The organism is Pseudomonas sp. FFPRI_1, from assembly GCF_055384485.1.
This window is the reverse complement of the sequence record NZ_AP029168.1, coordinates 3257189-3275336: the sequence shown is the minus strand read 5'-3', so window position 1 is coordinate 3275336 and position 18148 is coordinate 3257189. Positions and strand designations below refer to the sequence as shown.

Here is an 18148-nt window from a genome sequence, read left to right as displayed (position 1 = left end):
TGGCAAAGAGACACATGCCGTCATCGCCCTCAGACGACCCGAGCCTGGGTCTTGTCGGCGACAAAGGCTTCCAGGCGCTCCAGCGAGTTCACCAGTTCAATGGACAGCTCGTTGTCCTCGATGGAGAAGCCGAACTCGGTTTCCACCTGGATCAGCAACTGCAAGGCGTCGATCGAGTTCAGCCCCAGGGTGCCGATCAGGTCGCCACCCGCGAGGTCCTCGCGGCTCAGTTCACGGCCCACGGTGCTGGAGAACACTTTGATCAAGCGGTCGGTATCGGTCATTTTTTAGCTCCTGCTGAATAACATCGTGCATTGATAAATCGTCGATTCGCGGCGCCAGACTTCCTCGCCGACGAACCCCAGGCGCGCCAGCGCCGCAACCACCTCGGCCTGCCTCGGGTACTGGCAGCCACCATGGGTCAGCCAGTCCACGCCGACGGCCGCCGAGGCCGTGTCGCAAAAGAAAATCTCGTCGATGATCAACCGCCCCCCTGCTCCCAGGCGCTCCAGCAAGGCAGGCAAGGCCTGGGCCACGCAGGGCTGGTGCAAGGTGTTGTCGAGCACGATGACGTCGAACAGGCATTCATCGAGCTCGGCCAAGGTTTCCCGGCTGTCCACCGGAATATCCGCTGCCGGAGGATTGAGCCCCCCCAGTTGCACGATCCGGCTGGCGTTGCAGTCCAGGCGTCGGCGGCCCAGCAAGGCCTGGGTGTACACCGCGCCGGTGGCGCAGATGTCGAGCAGGCGCAGAGCGCCCGCGGTGTGCTGCAAGGCCTTGCGCCAGGTCAGTTGCGCGGCCAGTTGCTTGTCCGCCCCGGACACTGCGCGCTGGTAGCGGCGCTGCAATTGCGGCTGCTTGGGACTCTGCTCGAAGGCGCGCCGGTCGAGGCCGTCATGCAGCACCGCCAGCAGCTCGTCGAGGCGGTTCCAGTGCCGGTTGTTGAATGCTTCCAGGTCGAGCACCGGAGCCAGGGCCTCAAGCTCCTGTGGCTGCACCTGGGGCCCCGCCGCCTCCTGTACCAGGCCGTTGGCCTGGGCCGTGTCGAAGGCCACCGCCAGGGTCTGCGCATGCAGCCCGGTTCGCTGGGCAATCTGGTCGACGCTCAGGCCCTGGGCGCTGAGTTGCAAGGCGCCGCACTCCCACAGGGCCAGCAGCAGTTGCGAGCGCTTGTAGGCGTGGGCCGCGTCCAGCAATACCCGGCTGGCGGCCGGGCGGTAACGGCGACTGAGCAGCGGCTTGCCGTTGCTGCTGCGAGCGATCAATGCCGTGCGCTCAAAGCGATCGGGCACCTTGGCCGCCGCCAGGTTCTCCTGGCAATGCTCGCGCAGGAGCCCGGGGTTCCAGGGCCGCTCGGCACTCCAGACCACGAAGGCAAAAATATGGTCGTTGCCGGACTGGGCCGACTTCACCGCCCGCACCGAACAATCGACTACGTCGGGGTGGCTGGCAAGCACCGACTCGATCTCGAAAGGCGAGATCCAGCGCTCGCCCCGACGGATCGCCGTACTTTCGCGACCGACGATGCTGTAGCCGGCCGGGCTCTGCTCGGCGATGTCGCCAGTGTCGTAGATCCGCCCATCCTCGAGCCGCACCTTGAGTGCAAACGGCTGTCCCGGCGCCCCCGGTTCGAGGACCTCGATGCCCGGCATGGGCTGGCCGATCGACAACGCGGGCAACGGCGCCACGCCAGCAAACAGCGCACCGCTTTGCGTGCTGCCATAGTTGCGCGACAGGCCCAGGCCGAACGCCTGGCGAAATTGCCCATCGATGCTTGCATCCACCGGCCCGGCACCGGACATCACCACCTTGAGCTGGGCCGGGCGCTCACCTTGGCCAACCCGCTGGGCCATCAAGGTCGCCAGCAATGGCGTGACCACGCAATGACTGGCGCGCAGGCGCAACGCCTGCAGCGCCGCCCCCAGCTCCGTAGGCTTGCAGATTTCCACCTGGGCCCCGGCCAGCAGCGCTCCCCACAGCCAGCCCAGTGCATAGGCGTGGTACACCGGGGCGATGAACAGCACCCGATCCTCGCGGCTCAGTTGCAACAGTCGGCAGTACCGCAGGCCTTCGTCGCGCCAGCTCTGCAGGTCGCGGAAAACCAGCGACGGTTCGCCGGTGGTTCCCGACGTCAGCAGGTAGATGCCACGCCTCTGTGGCTGCGCGGCCTGGCCCTCAGGCGCAGCAGCACCCGGTTCAAGCACCGTCACCCGCAGTTCACCCTGCTCCAGCTGCACGCTGTGGGTGATCGCGCCCTTGGCGGCATACCGCCGCAACTCCTGGGGCTTGGCATCGCTGGCCACCAGCAGCGGCGACAACCCCTGCTCCAGCAGCATCAGCAACAGCGCGGCATGCTCGAGGCTACTGTCGAACACCAGCAGCAGGCGTTGCTGGCCGCTGCCCGCCAGTTCCCCAAGCTGCCGGGCCCACTGGCTGCGTCGGGCTGGCGGCAGCGAAGTCAGCAGCGCAGCGCTGCTCAGTTCGGCAAACCAGCTGTCGTCGATCCGTGACTCAGGCGCCATGTCGATACGCTTCCTTGGCTTGCTCGAGCAGGGTCCTGACGGCCGGTGGAGCGTAGGACGGCGCGCGGCACAACTCGTCCAGGCTGATGGCGTCCTCGAAATACAGGCTCAGGGTGTCCCAGGGGGTGAAGCAGCCCTTGCAGGCATCCAGCCGTGGTCGCTCGGCGAGCAGCAACTGATAGAACGGCGAGCGGTTCACCGGCGCCAGGGCCTTGTTCCAGTCCCGTTCCAGCACATTGCCCATGTTGTGGAACCAGATGTTCGGGCAGGGGGTGGCGACGCCGTCGCTGAAGGTCGACAGCACCAGGCGCGGCAGGTGGCAGCGCCAGGTGCGCCGGCCCTGGTGATAGAACGAACTGAGGCGGTCCAGGTAGGCCTTGGGGGGCAGGATCTGCGGGTAGCGCTCACGCAGTTCGAACAGCTCGTCGATGAAGGAATACTGCTCGGGGCGGACCTTGAAGGTCTCGCTGTCCGGGCCCCGGACGGGGAACGGAAACAGCTGCGGCGGATTGTCCGCAAACCCGGAGCACCACTCCACGAACTCGCGCAGATACGGCGCGCTGCGGTCATTGAGCACGCCATAGATTTCCAGCGGCAGGCCGGCCTCGATGACCATCGCGATGCGCTCCATGATCATCTCGTGGATGCGCGGCGACAGGACCCGGTAGCTGTTGCCCTGGTAGTTGCTGCTGTCGAGGGAGATCTGCACCACGACATTGCCCAGTTGCGCCAGGCGCCGGACCTTGTCCCGGGTCAGCGGCAGGCCGTTGGTCTGGACGATCAGCACTTCATGCAAGGGAGACATGGTCTCGATGAAGCTCATGATGCCCTTGATGATGAAGATCTCGCCGCCAGTGAGTTTCAGCAGCGGTGGCTTGAAGGTGCGGTTGACCCGCTCGACGATGGTCTGCAGGCGCCGCCCCAGGTCGCTGTCTTCGCTGTAGACGTCATGCACCGGTGGTTGAAAGATCAGCTTGCCTTCATGGGACGATTTCATGTTGCTCTGTCCGGTCAGGCAGTAGGTGCACCCCAGGTTGCAGGAGTCTTCGTTGATCACCAGGTCGTTGCCTAGCAACTGGCTGTGACCGAGGAAGTTCACCGGTTCGGCATTCGTCATGGCTCAAGCCCCTTTGCTGAACTGGATGTCGCGCAGGCTCAGCCCGGCGCGGTGGAGTTGCATGCTGATGCCCAACTGGACCTGGCGCAGCTCGCCGAGCTTGACCCGATAGAACTGCTCGACCTCGGGGCGCCGCTCATGGGCATAGGCGTCGTCAAGGGTTCCCAGCTCGGCCAGGTCGGTCATCTCGGAAATCAGCGCGTAGTTGAAGTCGCTCATGAGCCGGCGCAGTTCGGCGGCCTTGGCTTCGCCCGCTTCGAGGATCGCCGTCCCCCGCAAGTCGCCGATAACCGCACGCCGCAAGCGGGACATGAAGGTGTGCATGACGATGTCGTAGGTCTCGAACTCGAACACCGCCGGTTCCTTTTCGATGACCATTTCCGAGGCGTACTTCTCGCCGTAGAGCAAGGCGCTGATGGTCGACAACTGGCGCACCCGCGGGTCTTCGAAGTCGTAGCTCAGGGCATTGAGCGATACATCGAAATCATCATGCAGCTTGCCCTCGCCACGCAGGGTCTCGACCGCCTCGGCGCCGGGATAGAGCTCCAGGCGCACGGTATAGCGGCGCAGGTTGTAGCCCATGTACTCACGCAGGAAGAGGTTGTTGTCGCGAATCTCCTGGAAGGTCGACCAGGGGTGATAGGCAATGAATCCGAAGGCCACGTAGATGCCGGCGCCGCGCACCAGTTCGATGGCCCGCTTGTTGTCCTCGACCGTGGACTTCTTCTTCCAGCGGTCCAGGCCGATCTGTGACCCCGACTCGATGCCGATCAGGACCTTCTCCAGGCCCGAGCGATACAGCAGGTCCAGCAGCGGCTGGTCTTCGGGGTGCCAGTTCTTGGCCTGCATGCAGCAGTTGTAATAGATCTTCAGGCCACGATCGAGCACGCCCTGGGCGATATCGGCGATCCGCTGCTTGGCGAACGGCGCACCGCCCGGATCCTCGAAGGTCGAGTCGACGAAGTCGAAGGTGTTGAAGTTGTACTTGTGATAAAGCCGCTCGATTTCGTCGACGATGTTGTCCGGGGTCCTGGCCCGCCAGAGCTTGCCGGGGTTGATCTTGTTGCCGGCATGGGGCGCGTTGCAGAAGGTGCAGCGCGCGGTGCAGCCACGGGTGGTGGCCAGGCGCAGATAGGGCAGCTTGCCACTGTTGAGTTCGAACTGGTCCCGTGCCGGCTCGGGCAGCATGTCGAGCTCCGGCACCGGCTTGCCAATGGGGTTGTCGATGACGAACCCGCCCTCCTCGCGCCAACTCAGGCTCGGGACCCGGGCGTAGTCGCCGTGATCCCAGAAGGCCTCGACGTAACGCACCAGCGGCACGTCGCCCTCGCCGCGCACCAGCGCGTCAAGGAAACTCCAGTTGGGGTTGCTCAGCAACTTGGAGCCCAGGAAGGTGGCCAGCGGGCCGCCGGCCAGGAACGCCACCTGTTCGGGCAGGGCCGCACGCAGCGCCGAACCGAAAGCGGTGGCATGGCTGACGGTGACCGTGGTCAGGGAGAAGCCGATGAGATCGGGCTTGAAGGCCACCACCTCAGCGATGGCGATCTCGTCCCCGTGCTGGATCGACTTGACCTCGACCACCAGGCACTCGGCCCCCAGGTCCCGCAGGATCGACACCAGGTAACTGACCCCCAGGTGTTCGGAACTCATGACCAGGTCGCCATCGAGCAACACCGGAAAGCACACGCGCATCGGCTGAGGCTGGCGAAAGTCGACACTGGACTGCAACGGATTGGCCACTGGCACGTCGATCGGGTCAGCCAGGTTGGCCAGGGGAATCAAGCCGTCGGCGGCGTTGGTGAACTGCACGGTTTCCATTAAAAATACCCAATTTGTTGTAATTGGCTGTCCATGAAGCGCTGTTCTTCTTCACTCATTCGCTGCCCTCCGCAGCCTTGGCGGCCAGGCTCGCGGCGGGGCTCATGAGGCGGTTCCACCAGCCAGTGGCCTTCCAGCCCTTCAGGCACCGGCAGCCCCAGGTGGGCCAGGATCGTCGGGTAGATGTCTTCGATCCGCGCTTGCAGCGCGGTATCTTCGGGAAAGGTCGAACCACGGATAAACACGATGCCGTCAGGACGGTGCACACCGCGCTGGGTCGGCGTGCTCCAGACTTGCCCGGTGAGCGCCGGGGTCGGCATGACGCTGAAATCCCTGGGGATCAACAGGTAGTCGGGAGCGTCCTGCAGGCGTGCGCCGGCATATACCTGCTCGGCCTTGACCAGGCTGAACCAGGGCTGGCCCTGTTCATCGAGCACCTGCGCCAGGGCTGTGCGCAGGCGTGCCTCGGCCTCTGGCAACTGCTCGGCGCGCAGTACCCCCTGGGCTTCGCGCCCCAGCAGATTGGCGTTGACGCCGAAGCAGCCAGGGGTGGGCATGTAGAACTCGGTGCGCGACCAATCGACCACTCGCCGGTAGCTGCCGGGGGCATCGAACCAGGAACGTGCCCCCGGATCGTCGTGGGACGCCTCGGCACCCGAGTCCTGGAGTTCATAGCGGGTCGCCAGCAGGCCCTGTTGTTCGAGGAACTCGTGGACGCTGAAGTCCGCTTCACACCGCCCAAAGCCATGGTCGGAAGCCACCACCACCAGGGTGTCATCGTCGGCCAGGGTCAACACAGTGCCCAGCGCCTGATCGATATCGATGTAACACTGTTCCACCGCAGTACTTGGTGCCGAGTTGTCGCCCCAATAATAATGACTGACACGATCAACTTCAGTGAAGACTACAAACAGTGCATCTACCGGCCGAGTGCGCTGCAGGAAACAGCAAGTATCGGCACGCCCCCTGATAAACTGCCGCGCCTGTTGGCAGTAATCTTCCTGGCCGCGATACATAGTGACAATATCTGAATGATAGTGCAGGCCCGCTTGCATCAACTCATGCATCAAATTGGCGGGCGAGGTATATCTCAGGGTCTTCGCCAATGGCCAACTGATCATATAGCCGTCTTGCAAGTCTGCCGGCGGATGAGTCATGGGAATGTTGTAGGCACCGACTTTCAAGCCTTGGCGCTCAAGGGTCAGCCAGCAGGGTTCACGCCCGTAGTCGGCCGCGTTCATTGCTCGGAAACGATAGTCCGCAGACTGGGTCGACCAGAACTGGTAGATCCCGTGTTCTCCCGGAGAAACCCCGGTAAACATTGAGGCCCAGCCTGGTGCGGTGTGCGGCGGGAAGGTCGACTGCAGCACCCCATGGGAGGCACGCCGACGCAGGGCACTGAAGTTCGGCAACAGCCCCCGAGCCATCAACTGCTGGAGTACCTCATGGGACGCCCCGTCGACACCGAAGACCAACAACTTCAACTTCTGATCTTCCATGATCACACCCCTCCAACACTGGAATTCAACTGAATGAACTTTTATCGAGACTGCAGAATTGCACTTATAACAGGCGCAACTCGCCAGAGGCGCCATTCCGACGCAACTTAAATTCACGTATTAAGTTCAAGACTCGCAACTGCCGGCCACAGCCAGAACAGCAGCCAAAACAAACTAACACTGACCCAAAACAAAAAACCCGGAAAAGAATTTCAGACTTGTAACAAAATCAATCCGAGTATGAATCGATATTTCCAGCAAGGCGTGAACACGCAGTGTGCGGACCGGGACAGTACTCTGACGCCTGCGAGTTGCGATAGATGAGCCTGCCATTGAGGCGATGAATCAATGGCTCGGTTTCCTGTGGCCCCTTGCCGAGGCCGGTCGCGGCGTTACCTGGGGCATACGCCGTTGCGCGGTGCCGCGCCAAGGTCCTGCCTGCGCCAACAGGGCCCCGAAACAATTTGAATCAACCTCTTACATACTCAAATAACCCTCCGGCAATTTGCCTGGAAACCCTGCCCTGGCTCCCCCATCATCGACGCCTGCAATCTGGCCTGCGCAGCCTTTCACTCACCGACCCGCGCCATCCGTACGGGTGTCGAAACAGGGAAGTCCTATGAACCCGAACGCCAATGCTTTTTTTGGAAGGCACACGCTGGGCGAGCTCTATCAGATCGCCCCGGAAAAGCTCAATGACCTGGATGCCTTGACCCGGCTGCTGTGTGCAGCCTCCGCCGAAGCCGGCGCGACGGTCTGCGGCACGCTGACCAAACGCTTCGAACCACAAGGTGCGACAGTTCTGGTGATGCTCGAAGAGTCACACGCCTCCTTCCATACCTACCCCGAGCACGGAGCGCTGTTTCTCGATATCTTTACCTGCGGCACGACCTGCGACCCGGTCAAGGCGTTCGACTACATCTGCTCGAGCCTGGGCTGCAACGTCCGGGCGATGAAGATCGTCGAACGGGGCGAAGCGCAAACCTGCCTGCCAGCCAGCCTTGCACCGCCTGTGGTACGGCACCAGACCGCCTCGGTCGATCCTTAGGGGCCAACTGCACGGCCTGCGGAGCCTCGCGCATCGACCAGGACGCTCTGGCAGAGCGCCCTCGTCGGCCAAGCCCGCGGCGAGGCGCCGTTTTCCGGCAGCGTTGCTATAGCGCCCGGCTGGCGAAGGTATAACGCCCCAGCACCTGCGCCAACTGCTCGGCGCCTGCAGCGCAGCGGTAACTCGCCAGCAGGCCCTGGTTGGCCACCTGCTCGACCTTCAGGTCCTCCAGCTGGATGTCCAGCAAGGCCGCTTCCTGGCGCACCACGGCCTCGACCTCGGCCATGACCAGCGCCGGTTTGAAGATCTTGCCTACTCCCGTCAACGGCAGGGCCTCCATCAGCACCACGGCCTTGGGCAACGCGGCACGCTCGGTGATATGGCGGCTGGCGTAGTCCAGCAGTTCGGCGCTGCCGACCGTGCTCCCGGCACGCACCTGGACATAGGCCACCGGCACTTCCCCGGCATGGGCATCGGGCCGGCCGACGGCGGCGCAAAGAGCGACTTGCGGGTGGCCGACCATGACCTCTTCGATGCTTTTCGGATCAATGTTGTGACCACCACGGATGATCAGCTCCTTCTTGCGGCCGGTGAGCCAGAAGTAGCCATCGGCGTCGCAGCGGCCCAGATCGCCGGTGTTGAACCAGCGCTGCCCGGCGCCCGCGGCACCACTATCGGTGGTGAACCAGACCGACTCATTGTGCTCGGGCTCCAGGTAACCGATGAAGACGTTGGGGCCGCTGATGCAGATCACGCCCTCTTCATCCACCCCGGCCTCGCGCCGCCAGGCGCCCTGTTCATCGAGGATCATTACCCGCATGTCCTGCCACGGCAGGCGCAGGCCGATGGAGCCGATGCGCGACTCGCCGTCCGCAGGGTTGATCGACGAGGCACAGGTGCCCTCGGTCAGGCCATAGCCTTCGAGCACCCGCTGGCCGCTCTGCTGTTCGAACTTGCGCAACAGCTCCCGGGGCATCGGTGCCGCGCCGCAGACCGCTGCCGTCAGCGAACTCAGGTCATGAGCGCCGCTGGGCACCTGCAGCAGGCCGGCATAGACCGTCGGCACCGCCGAATAGCTGCTGACCCGGTGGGTCTCGACGATCTCCCAGAACCGCGGAATCAGCCCCGGGGTGCGAAACCCCATCGGAGGCGCCAGCAGCACATGCCCGCCCTGGGCAAACACCGCAAGGCCCGTGCCCACCAGCGCATTGATGTGGAACAGCGGCAACGCGGTGAGTACCGTGTGCCCCTGGCGCAGGATCGGCTCGCCGATCACCGCATCCAGTTGCCCGCAGAACAGCACCTCGTTGCGCTGGCTGTGGCAGGCGATCTTCGGCAGGCCGGTGGTGCCGCCGGTGCAGTAGTAGGCCGCCACATCGTCCTGGCTCGGTGGCGCGAACTGCAGGCACTGCTGCGGCTCCCGAGCAAGCTCGACGTCAAAATCCAGCAGCGGCACCCCCGCCAGTGCCGTCGGCAGCTCCTGTTCCGGCCCGCCGCCGGGCAGGTGCTGCAGCGGGTCGATGGCCAGCACGCCCTGCAGGCCCTGCACGTCGCGAATGGCCCGCTCGACCCGCAGGCCGATCTCCTGATCCGGCCCGGGGCAGACGGTGATCACCCAACGGGCCTTGGCCACTCGCAGCAATTCGGCGATCTGCGGGCCATCGAGCAGCGAGTTGACCGCGAAGGCGATGCCCGCGGTCTGGGCGCCCCACATCGCGATATGGGCTTGCGGCAGGTTCGGCAGGATCAGAGCCACCACATCGTTGCGCTGCACGCCCAGGCGGCGCAGCAGGTTGGCCGCGCGGGTGATGTCGGCGAACAGCCGGGCATAGCTCCAGCGCACGGGTGAAGCCTGATCCTCGACCCGCAGGAAGAAACTCAGGGCCGGGGCCTCGGGCCACTGGCGTGCACTGCGCTCGAGCAGCCCGTAGGTGCTGCCGATCTCGGCAAAAGGCTGGGGGCCGGCCTCGATGTCCAGGATGTCCTGATAGTTGCGTAGCATGGCGTGACCTCGACTCATGGTTGTTCTTGTCTTGAGATGCTGGCACGGGGCGCACTACATTACTTGGCATCTGGTAACGACCACTTGGCATCCGGGAACAAAATGACCCGTACTTCATTCCTGGTCAGGGCCTCTGCCCTGACCGGTTTCACGCGGTTGGTGGAGCAGCATGGCGGGAGCCCGCAAAGCCTTTTGGCCGCGCTCGGCCTGACCTCGGCCCAACTCCAAGACAGCCACTTCTGCCTGCCCCTAGAGCAGGTCGCGCGGTTGCTGGAGCTGGCTGCCCAGCGCCTGGCCCTGCCCGACTTCGGCGCACGCCTGGCGAGCCTGCAGGACATTTCGATCCTTGGCCCGGTGGCCTTGATCGTGCAGCACGCCAGCCATCTCGCCGATGCCTTGCAGCAGGTGGCGCGCTACATGCCCTACCATTCCCCCGGGCTGCAGGTGAGCCTGGCCGTCGAGAGCGGGCAGGCGGTCTGGCGCCTGCAGCATGACCCCAGCGTCAGCCGCTCGGGCGACCGGCAACTGACCGAGCTGGTCTACGGCATTGCCATCGCCTTCCTGCGGCAGGTGACCGGCAGTGCCGGCGCGGACTGGCGCCTGCGCTTGCAGCATGAGGGCGGCCTCAGTGCCGAGGCCTATCGCGCACGGTACGGCTGTCAGGTCGAGGTCGCCCAGGCCGACAGCGCCCTGGTGTTTCCCGCGGCCCTGCTCGACACCTCGCTGGCGGCCCCCAGCCAGGCAATACTCGAGGCCAGCGAACGCCTGGTGCGCCAACTGATCCAGCGCCACCCGCTGGACCTGGGACGCCAGGTGGAGACCCTGGCAGAACGCCTGCTGATGACAGGCACCTGCAACCTGCCGACCTTGGCCAGGCAACTGGGCATGCCCCGGCACATGCTCCAGCGGCGCCTGCTGCTACAAGGACTGCGGGTGGAGCAGATCATCGATGACCTGCGCCGCAAACGGCTCGATGCACTGCTGCCGCACCCGCAGATTCCCCTGACCGAAGTGGCGTTCCTGCTGGGCTACGGCGACCCCAGTTCCCTGACCCGGGCCTGCTATCGCTGGTTCGACCAGAGCCCCAGCGCCCGCCGGCAACAGCTGCTGTTGCAACCCTGAGAACCGCGCCCTGGGGCTTTCGCCTCGGGGCGGGCCCCAGCTGCCGAGGCCTGTGGCAGCTGCCCTTGTGTCACGTTGCTGGCAAGGCCGCTTCGACCTGCCTCCCGGCTAGCCCGAGGCACTCGCCGGAGGCGCAACCCCGGCGACGATCATGTCCACCGCCTGCTGGGCAATCGGCGACAGGGTGCGCCCGGCATGGGCCATCAGCGCATTGTTGATGGTCAGCAGTTCCGCCGGCCAGGGCGGCTGGATGCGCGGCATCAGGTCCACCAGCAGGCCCTCGCGCAGGTCCCGGTCGAGCCAGGAGCGCCAGGTCAGCAGCAACGAATCGCTGCTCAGGGTGGTTTCGCGCAGCAGGTTCAGGTCGTTGGAGCTCAGGCTCCAGGGCAGCAGGGTCCCGGGGGGCAAATCGAACAAGGCGTACACCGACGCCTCGTTGGAGGGCACCACCCCGCTCCACTGATAGTCGAGGATCTGCGCACGCTGGATGGGGCCGTCCTGCCGGGCCAGGGGATGGTCGCAGCGGCAGAACACCGACGCTGGCTGGGACGGCAGGTGGATGATCGAGAACCGCGGGTCGAACTCCTGGCCGGCCTTGATGCTGGCCACGACGAAATCCAGCTGTTCGGTTTCCAGCAGGTGGCACAGCTGGTCCCAATAGCCAACCTGGACATTGAGCACCAGCCGGGGAATTTTCTTGCGCAACCCGATGAGCATCTCGACGGTGTTGAGGGTCGAGGCCATCGGGCTGATGCCAAAGCTCAGCTCACCGCCCTCGGCCCCAGCGATATCGCTGGCCTGGGCCACCAGCTTCCGCGCGCACCCGAGCAGCTCATGGGCACGGCCAATCAACTGCTGGCCGGCGGCCGTGAGGATCACCGTGCGCGTATCCCGATCGAACAGGCGCACCCCTAGGTCGGCCTCCAGGGACTGGATGCTGCGGCTGAAGGCCGTCTGCGACAGGTTGGCCCGGGCCGCCGCACGGGAGAAGTGCAACTCCTCGCTCAGGTACACCAGGTGACGCACACGCTTCAAGTCGATTAAGTCGCTCACTGCATCAATCCTTCCCAACCTTTGCATTGGACACTCTTAACACGCTCCCAGAAGATTCTCCAGCACCAGCACCAGCACCAGCACCAGCACCAGCATCGCCCGGCAGGCACCGCGTACTGCCTCCAATAAAAATAACGATGGGGAAGTTCTGTGGCACACCAATTCCAGCTTGATCGCTTGCGTCCTCTGACCCTCGGCGCCGTCATCGCCCTGGCCGCCAGCACCGAGGGCCAGGCCGCGGCCTTCGATATCGGCGAGGTCCAGGGCCAGTTCGATTCGACGCTGTCCATCGGCAGCAGCTGGGCACTACGCAACCCGGACCGGGGCTTCATCGGCACCTGGAACGGTGGGCATGGATCCAGCCAGAGCGCCGACGATGGACGCCTGAACTTTCGTCGCGGCGAGACCTTCTCGAAGATCTTCAAGGGCATCCACGACCTGCAACTGAGCTACGGCGACAGCGGCCTGTTCCTGCGGGGCAAGTACTGGTACGACTTCGAACTCAAGGATGAAAGCCGGCGCTACCTTCCCATCAGCGACCGCCAGCGCAAGGAGGCCGCCAAGTCCTCGGGTGCGCAACTGCTGGACGCCTTCGTCTACCACAACTATTTCATCGCCGAGCAACCGGGCAATGCGCGCCTGGGCAAGCAGGTGGTCAGCTGGGGCGAGAGCACCTTCATCGGCAACGGCATCAACGTGATCAACCCGAGCGATGTCGCGGCGTTCCGCAGGCCCGGGGCCGAGATCAAGGAAGGGCTGATCCCGGTGAACATGCTGTTCCTGTCTCAGGGGCTGAGCACCAGCCTCTCCGCCGAGTTCTTCTACCAGCTGGAATGGGACCAGACGGTGCTCGACAACTGCGGCACCTTCTTCGGCTCCGACGTGATGGCCGACGGCTGCAACACCCGCATGGGCTTCTCGCCACCCTGGGACCCCAACGGCCAGTACCACTTCACCCGTGGCGGCGACCGCGACGCCCGGGACAGCGGGCAATTCGGCGTGGCCCTGCGCTGGCAGGTCGAGGCGCTGAACAACACCGAGTTCGGCCTGTACGGGATGAACTACCACAGCCGCGCGCCCTTCGTCGGCGGCACGGTGGGCAGCGCGCCTTTCGCGGTCAAGCCGGGAACCCGGGCGGCCAGCGCCGAATATTTCATCGAGTACCCGGAAGACATCCGCCTCTACGGCCTGAGTTTCTCCACCACCCTGGGCAGCACTGCGGTGTCCGGTGAACTCAGTTACCGACCCAACATGCCGTTGTCCCTCAATGGCAGCGACGTGACCATCGCCGCCCTTGCCGGACCGATGGCCGCCGACCTTGGCGCGCCGATCTTCACCAGCGGCCACGCCCGGCCCGTGGCGGGCGAAAGCTTCCACGGCTATGTGCGCAAACCGGTGAGCCAGGCGCAGATGACCTTCACCCACTTCCTCGATCAGATCTGGGCCGCCGAGCGCCTGACCCTGATTGCCGAGGTCGGCTACAACCACCTGGGGGACCTGGGCAGCAACACCCTGCGCTTCGGCCGCGACAGCCTCTTCGGCAACGGCGAACTGCCGGACAACCGCAACTGTGTGGTCATGGCCAACCCGGTCAACCCGCAGAACTGCAACAACCAGGGTTTCTACACCGCCAACTCCTGGGGCTACCGAACCCGTGCCCTGCTCGACTACCAGAACCTGATCGCCGGGGTGAACCTCAAGCCTAACCTGTCCTGGTCCCATGACGTGCATGGCTACGGGCCCAACTTCAACCAGGGCAGCAAGGCCATCAGCCTCGGCCTGGATGCGGACCTCAGCAACACTTACACCGCCAGCCTCTCTTACACCGACTTCTTCGGTGGCCGCTACAACACCTCGACCGATCGCGACTTTGTCGCCCTCAGCGTCGGCGTGAGCTTTTAAGCCAAATCAGCCCACTGAACGGGAAGCGTGACATGACAGGTTCGACAGCCTTTATCCACGGCGGTGCGTTGGCACTGCTGCTCTGCACTTCGGCCATGGCGGCGGTCTCGCCCGATACGGCCAAGCAACTGGAAACCACCCTGACCCCGCTCGGCGCCGAGCGCGCAGGCAATGCCCAGGGCACCATCCCGGCCTGGACCGGCGGCCTGGCGAAGGATGCCGGCGCGGTCGACAGCGCGGGGTTTCTGGCCAATCCCTATGCCGGCGAGCGCCCGTTGTTCAGCATCACCGGGCAGAACCTGGCGCAGTACCAGGATCGCCTGTCCCCCGGCCAGGTGGCGATGTTCAAGCGCTACCCCGACTACCAGATGAACGTCTTCCCCACGCACCGCAGCGCCAGCGTGCCGCCGAGCATTGTTGAAGCGGCACGGCGCAACGCGGTGAACACTCGATTGATCGCCGGCGGCAACGGCCTGGAGAACTTCACCAAGGCCTTTCCCTTCCCGATTCCGAGCAACGGCCTGGAGGTGATCTGGAACCACATCACTCGCTACCGTGGTGACAGCGTGAAGCGGCTGATGGTGCAGATCGTGCCGGATGTTCGTGGGGTCGCCACGCCGGTCACCTATGCCCACCAGTACGTGCTGCGTGAGAGCCTTGCTGACTACGACCCGGCCAAGCCGAGCAACGTGCTGTTCTACAACAAGCAGACGGTGGTGGCGCCGGCCCGCCTGGCGGGCAACGTCGAGCTGGTCCACGAGACCCTCGACCAGGTCAAGGAACCGCGCCAGGCGTGGATCTACAACGCCGGCCAGCGCCGGGTGCGGCGCGCACCGCAGGTTGCCTATGACGGCCCGGCCGCCAGCACCGACGGCCAGCGCGTGGTGGACAACTACGACCTGTTCAACGGCGCGCCAGATCGCTACGACTGGCAGTTGCTGGGCAAGCAGGAGCTGTTCATTCCCTACAACAGCTACCTGCTCGATTCGCCCAAGCTCAAATACGCCGAGATCACCCAGGCCGGGCACATCAACCAGGACCTGGCGCGCTATGAACTGCATCGGGTCTGGCATGTGGTGGCGACCCTGAAGCCCGGCCAGCGCCATGTGTACGCCAAGCGCGACTTCTACATCGACGAGGACTCCTGGCAGGCCGCGGTGATCGATCATTACGACGGGCGCAATACCCTGTGGCGCCTGGCCGAGGCCCACCAGCTGTCGTACTACAACAGCCAGGTGCCCTGGTACACCGCCGAGACCCTGAATGACCTGGTCAGCGGCCGTTACCTGGTGCTGGGGCTGAAAAACGAAGAGAAGAGCAGCTACCAGTTCGGGGTCAAGGCGCTGGAGGCCGAGTTCACGCCGAACGCCCTGCGCCAGAGCGGGGTGCGCTAAGCGCCACGGATTCGCCCGCAGCGCGGGCTCCTGCTGACACCTAGCAGGAACCCGCGGCAGCGTTGAACAGGGTACGGCTACGCCCCTGCACGGTTGATCAGCGATGCCAAGCACCACCTGCCACTCTTTGGAAAATGCCATGAAAAGCACACCCGTTTCCTCGCTTGCGCTCGACTACACGCCAGCCGAAACCGCCTCGGCGGACCGCAGCAAGATGCGCCGAGTGGTGGTCGCCTCGTCCCTGGGCAATGCCCTGGAGATGTACGACTTCACCGTCTACAGCTTTTTTGCAGTGATCATCGGCCAGCTGTTCTTCCCCGCCGACTCCCCCCTGGCCTCGCTGATGATGTCGCTGGTGACCTTCGCCCTGGGCTTTCTGGTGCGCCCCCTGGGGGCAATCGTGATCGGCCGGGTGGCGGATCGCTACGGGCGCAAGCAGGCCCTGACCCTGACCATCGCCCTGATGACCCTGGGCACCGGGATCATCGCCTTCACCCCGACCTACTCCAGCATCGGCCTCTTCGCCACCTTGCTGCTGGTGTTCGGCCGGCTGCTGCAGGGTTTTTCTGCCGGCGGTGAAGTCGGTGCCGCCTCGGCCTTCCTCATGGAATCCGGACGTACCGATAACCGCTGTTTCATGGTCTGCTGGCAAGGCGCAAGCCAGGGCGCCGCAGCATTGCTCGGTGCACTCTCCGGGCTGCTGCTGACCAGCCTGCTGTCGGAACAGGCCCTGCACGGCTGGGGTTGGCGCATGCCCTTCATCATCGGCCTGCTGATCGGCCCGGTGGGCTGGTACATCCGCAAGCACCTGGATGAAACCCACCACAACCCCGACCGGCCGACGCCCTTTCGCGACCTGTTGCGCCGCCACGCCCGAACCCTGGGGCTGGGCATCCTGCTCATGGCCAGCTCGACAGTCAGCTCCTACATGGTGGTGTTCTACATGCCCACCTACCTCACCCGGACCTTGAACTACAGCAGCAGCTTCGCCTTTTCGCTGGTGGCCTTCGCCTGCGTCCTGCTGGCCGTGGTGCCGCCCTTCGCCTCGCGCTTCGCCGACCGCATGCCACGGCGCAAGCCCTTGCTGTACTGGCTATGCGGGGTGCAGATCATCGTCACCTACCCGGCCTTCATGCTGCTCGGCCAGCACAGCACGTTGCTCTGCCTGGTGGCGGTGGCGCTGCTGATCCTGCCGATGGCCATCAGCGGTGGCGCCGGCCTGGCGCTGTTGATGGAAGCCTTTGCCCGCGACGAGCGCGTGACCGGGCTGTCGATCATCTACAGCTTCGGCGTGACCCTGTTCGGCGGCTTCTCGCCGCTGATCGTCACCGGGTTGATCGCCCTCACCGGCAGCCCGCTGGTGCCGGCCTGGTACCTGTGTGGCGCCATCCTCCTCAGCGGCCTGGCCCTGCGGTACTACCCGGAACACCCCGGCCGCCCCTGAGCCGGTTCGCTGTCCACTCCCATACCTGCCAACAAGGAAACTGCCGTGAGCCCCGACAACCTGCCACATCGACTGCAAGCCAGCGCCGAGCGCTTCGTGACGATTCGCCGCGACATCCACGCCCACCCCGAACTGGGACAGGCCACCCTGGACACCTCGGCCCTGGTCATCCGCCTGCTTGAAGAATGGGGCTACCAAGTGCACACCGGGGTCGGTGGCCATGGCGTGGTGGGGGTCCTGCGCCGTGGCCAGGGCGGCAAGACCCTGGGCCTGCGGGCCGACATGGATGCCCTGCCGATCGAGGAAAAAAACGGCCTGCCCTGGGCCAGCCGACACGCCGGGCTGATGCACGCCTGCGGCCACGACGGACACACCGCGACCCTGCTGGCGGCGGCCGAGCAACTGGCCTTGCACAGTGACTTCAACGGCACCCTGAACCTGATCTTCCAGCCCGATGAAGAAGGCCTGACCGGCGCCAGGAGCATGATGGAGGACGGCCTGTTCCGGCGCTTTCCCTGTGATGCGGTGTACGCCTTCCACAACATGCCGGGGTTCCCGGTGGGCTACGCGATCATCAAGAGCGGCGGGGTCATGGCCTCGTCCGAGCGGGTGTGCATCACCCTCAAAGGCCGCGGCGGGCACGGCGCCATGCCGGAGCGCACCCTCGATCCGATCCCGGCCCTGGGCAGCATCATCGGCGCGTTGCAGACCGTGGTCTCGCGCAACGTCAGCGCCAGCGACGCAGTGGTGGTCAGCATCGGCAAAGTGCAGGCCGGCACCGCCACCAACATCATCCCGGAGACGGCGATGCTGGAACTGAGCGTGCGCACCCTCGACCCGCAGATTCGCCAACAGGTCGAACAGCGGATCCGCAGCATCGTCCAGGGCCAGGCCGCCTCGTTCGGCGTCAGCGCCGACATCGACTACCAACTGCTGGCCCCGGTGCTGGTCAACACCCCCGCCGAGACCCGGCAAATGTTCGAGGCCGCACATCGGGCCCTGGGTGCCGACAACGTGATGGAGCAGGTGTCATTCAAGGCCATGGGCAGCGAAGACTTTGCCTGGATGCTGCAGGAAGTGCCCGGCTGCTACTTCGGCCTGGGCAACGGCACCGGGGAGTTCAACGGCTGCTCGGTGCACAACGATCACTACGACTTCAACGACGAACTGATTCCACTGGGCGCCGCCTGCTGGGTCGAGCTGGTGCAGGCCTACCTGCGCTGACCG

At 64.8% G+C, this 18148-nt stretch carries 13 protein-coding genes; 6 read left to right on the top strand and 7 right to left on the bottom strand.

Annotation, left to right across the window (positions count from 1 at the left end):
* Positions 1-29: 29 nt before the first annotated feature.
* The 5 genes from ACZ5BO_RS14615 to ACZ5BO_RS14595 are packed head-to-tail and all read right to left on the bottom strand — an operon-like array spanning position 30 to position 6956.
* A complete protein-coding gene (locus ACZ5BO_RS14615; protein WP_025128019.1) occupies positions 30-284 on the bottom strand; it encodes an acyl carrier protein in 255 nt (84 codons plus the stop codon).
* 3 nt (positions 285-287) lie between these two features.
* Positions 288-2522 carry an ANL family adenylate-forming protein gene (locus tag ACZ5BO_RS14610; protein WP_464700639.1) on the bottom strand — a complete coding sequence of 745 codons (2235 nt, stop codon included), beginning with the start codon at positions 2520-2522 and terminating at the stop codon, positions 288-290.
* On the bottom strand, positions 2512-3639 hold the full coding sequence (locus ACZ5BO_RS14605) for a radical SAM protein (RefSeq protein ID WP_464700637.1): 1128 nt from the start codon (positions 3637-3639) through the stop codon (positions 2512-2514). Before ACZ5BO_RS14605 ends, ACZ5BO_RS14610 begins: the two co-directional genes overlap by 11 nt.
* 3 nt (positions 3640-3642) lie before the next feature.
* Positions 3643-5457, bottom strand: coding sequence for a B12-binding domain-containing radical SAM protein (locus ACZ5BO_RS14600; protein ID WP_464700635.1), 1815 nt, complete (start codon positions 5455-5457; stop codon positions 3643-3645).
* Positions 5457-6956, bottom strand: coding sequence for an alkaline phosphatase family protein (locus tag ACZ5BO_RS14595; protein ID WP_464700633.1), 1500 nt, complete (start codon positions 6954-6956; stop codon positions 5457-5459). Before ACZ5BO_RS14595 ends, ACZ5BO_RS14600 begins: the two co-directional genes overlap by 1 nt.
* 619 nt (positions 6957-7575) lie before the next feature.
* On the opposite strand from ACZ5BO_RS14595, the gene speD reads away from it, so the two are divergent.
* Entirely contained in the window at positions 7576-8004 is a 429-nt protein-coding gene (gene speD / locus ACZ5BO_RS14590) for an adenosylmethionine decarboxylase (protein ID WP_464700631.1), read from the top strand.
* 106 nt (positions 8005-8110) lie between these two features.
* Here speD and ACZ5BO_RS14585 read toward each other — a convergent pair whose 3' ends face one another.
* Entirely contained in the window at positions 8111-10024 is a 1914-nt protein-coding gene (locus ACZ5BO_RS14585) for an acyl-CoA synthetase (RefSeq protein ID WP_464700629.1), read from the bottom strand.
* An 84-nt stretch (positions 10025-10108) separates the two neighbouring features.
* Here ACZ5BO_RS14585 and ACZ5BO_RS14580 point away from each other — a divergent pair, with 84 nt between their 5' ends.
* Positions 10109-11128, top strand: coding sequence for an AraC family transcriptional regulator (locus tag ACZ5BO_RS14580; protein WP_081818625.1), 1020 nt, complete (start codon positions 10109-10111; stop codon positions 11126-11128).
* A gap of 108 nt (positions 11129-11236) precedes the next feature.
* Here ACZ5BO_RS14580 and ACZ5BO_RS14575 read toward each other — a convergent pair whose 3' ends face one another.
* The gene (locus ACZ5BO_RS14575; protein ID WP_025128011.1) at positions 11237-12181 is read right to left on the bottom strand and encodes a LysR family transcriptional regulator; all 945 of its coding nucleotides are present in this window, start codon (positions 12179-12181) and stop codon (positions 11237-11239) included.
* Positions 12182-12331: 150 nt separating this feature from the next.
* Here ACZ5BO_RS14575 and ACZ5BO_RS14570 point away from each other — a divergent pair, with 150 nt between their 5' ends.
* The 4 genes from ACZ5BO_RS14570 to ACZ5BO_RS14555 all read left to right on the top strand — a co-directional run bounded on the left by ACZ5BO_RS14570 (position 12332) and on the right by ACZ5BO_RS14555 (position 18145).
* Complete coding sequence (locus ACZ5BO_RS14570; RefSeq protein ID WP_464700627.1) at positions 12332-14083, top strand: DUF1302 domain-containing protein; 1752 nt, start codon at positions 12332-12334, stop codon at positions 14081-14083.
* A 32-nt stretch (positions 14084-14115) separates the two neighbouring features.
* A complete protein-coding gene (locus ACZ5BO_RS14565; protein ID WP_025128009.1) occupies positions 14116-15477 on the top strand; it encodes a DUF1329 domain-containing protein in 1362 nt (453 codons plus the stop codon).
* Positions 15478-15616: 139 nt separating this feature from the next.
* A complete protein-coding gene (locus ACZ5BO_RS14560) occupies positions 15617-16921 on the top strand; it encodes an MFS transporter (RefSeq protein WP_025128008.1) in 1305 nt (434 codons plus the stop codon).
* A 45-nt stretch (positions 16922-16966) separates the two neighbouring features.
* Complete coding sequence (locus tag ACZ5BO_RS14555; protein ID WP_464700625.1) at positions 16967-18145, top strand: M20 aminoacylase family protein; 1179 nt, start codon at positions 16967-16969, stop codon at positions 18143-18145.
* Positions 18146-18148 lie beyond the last annotated feature (3 nt).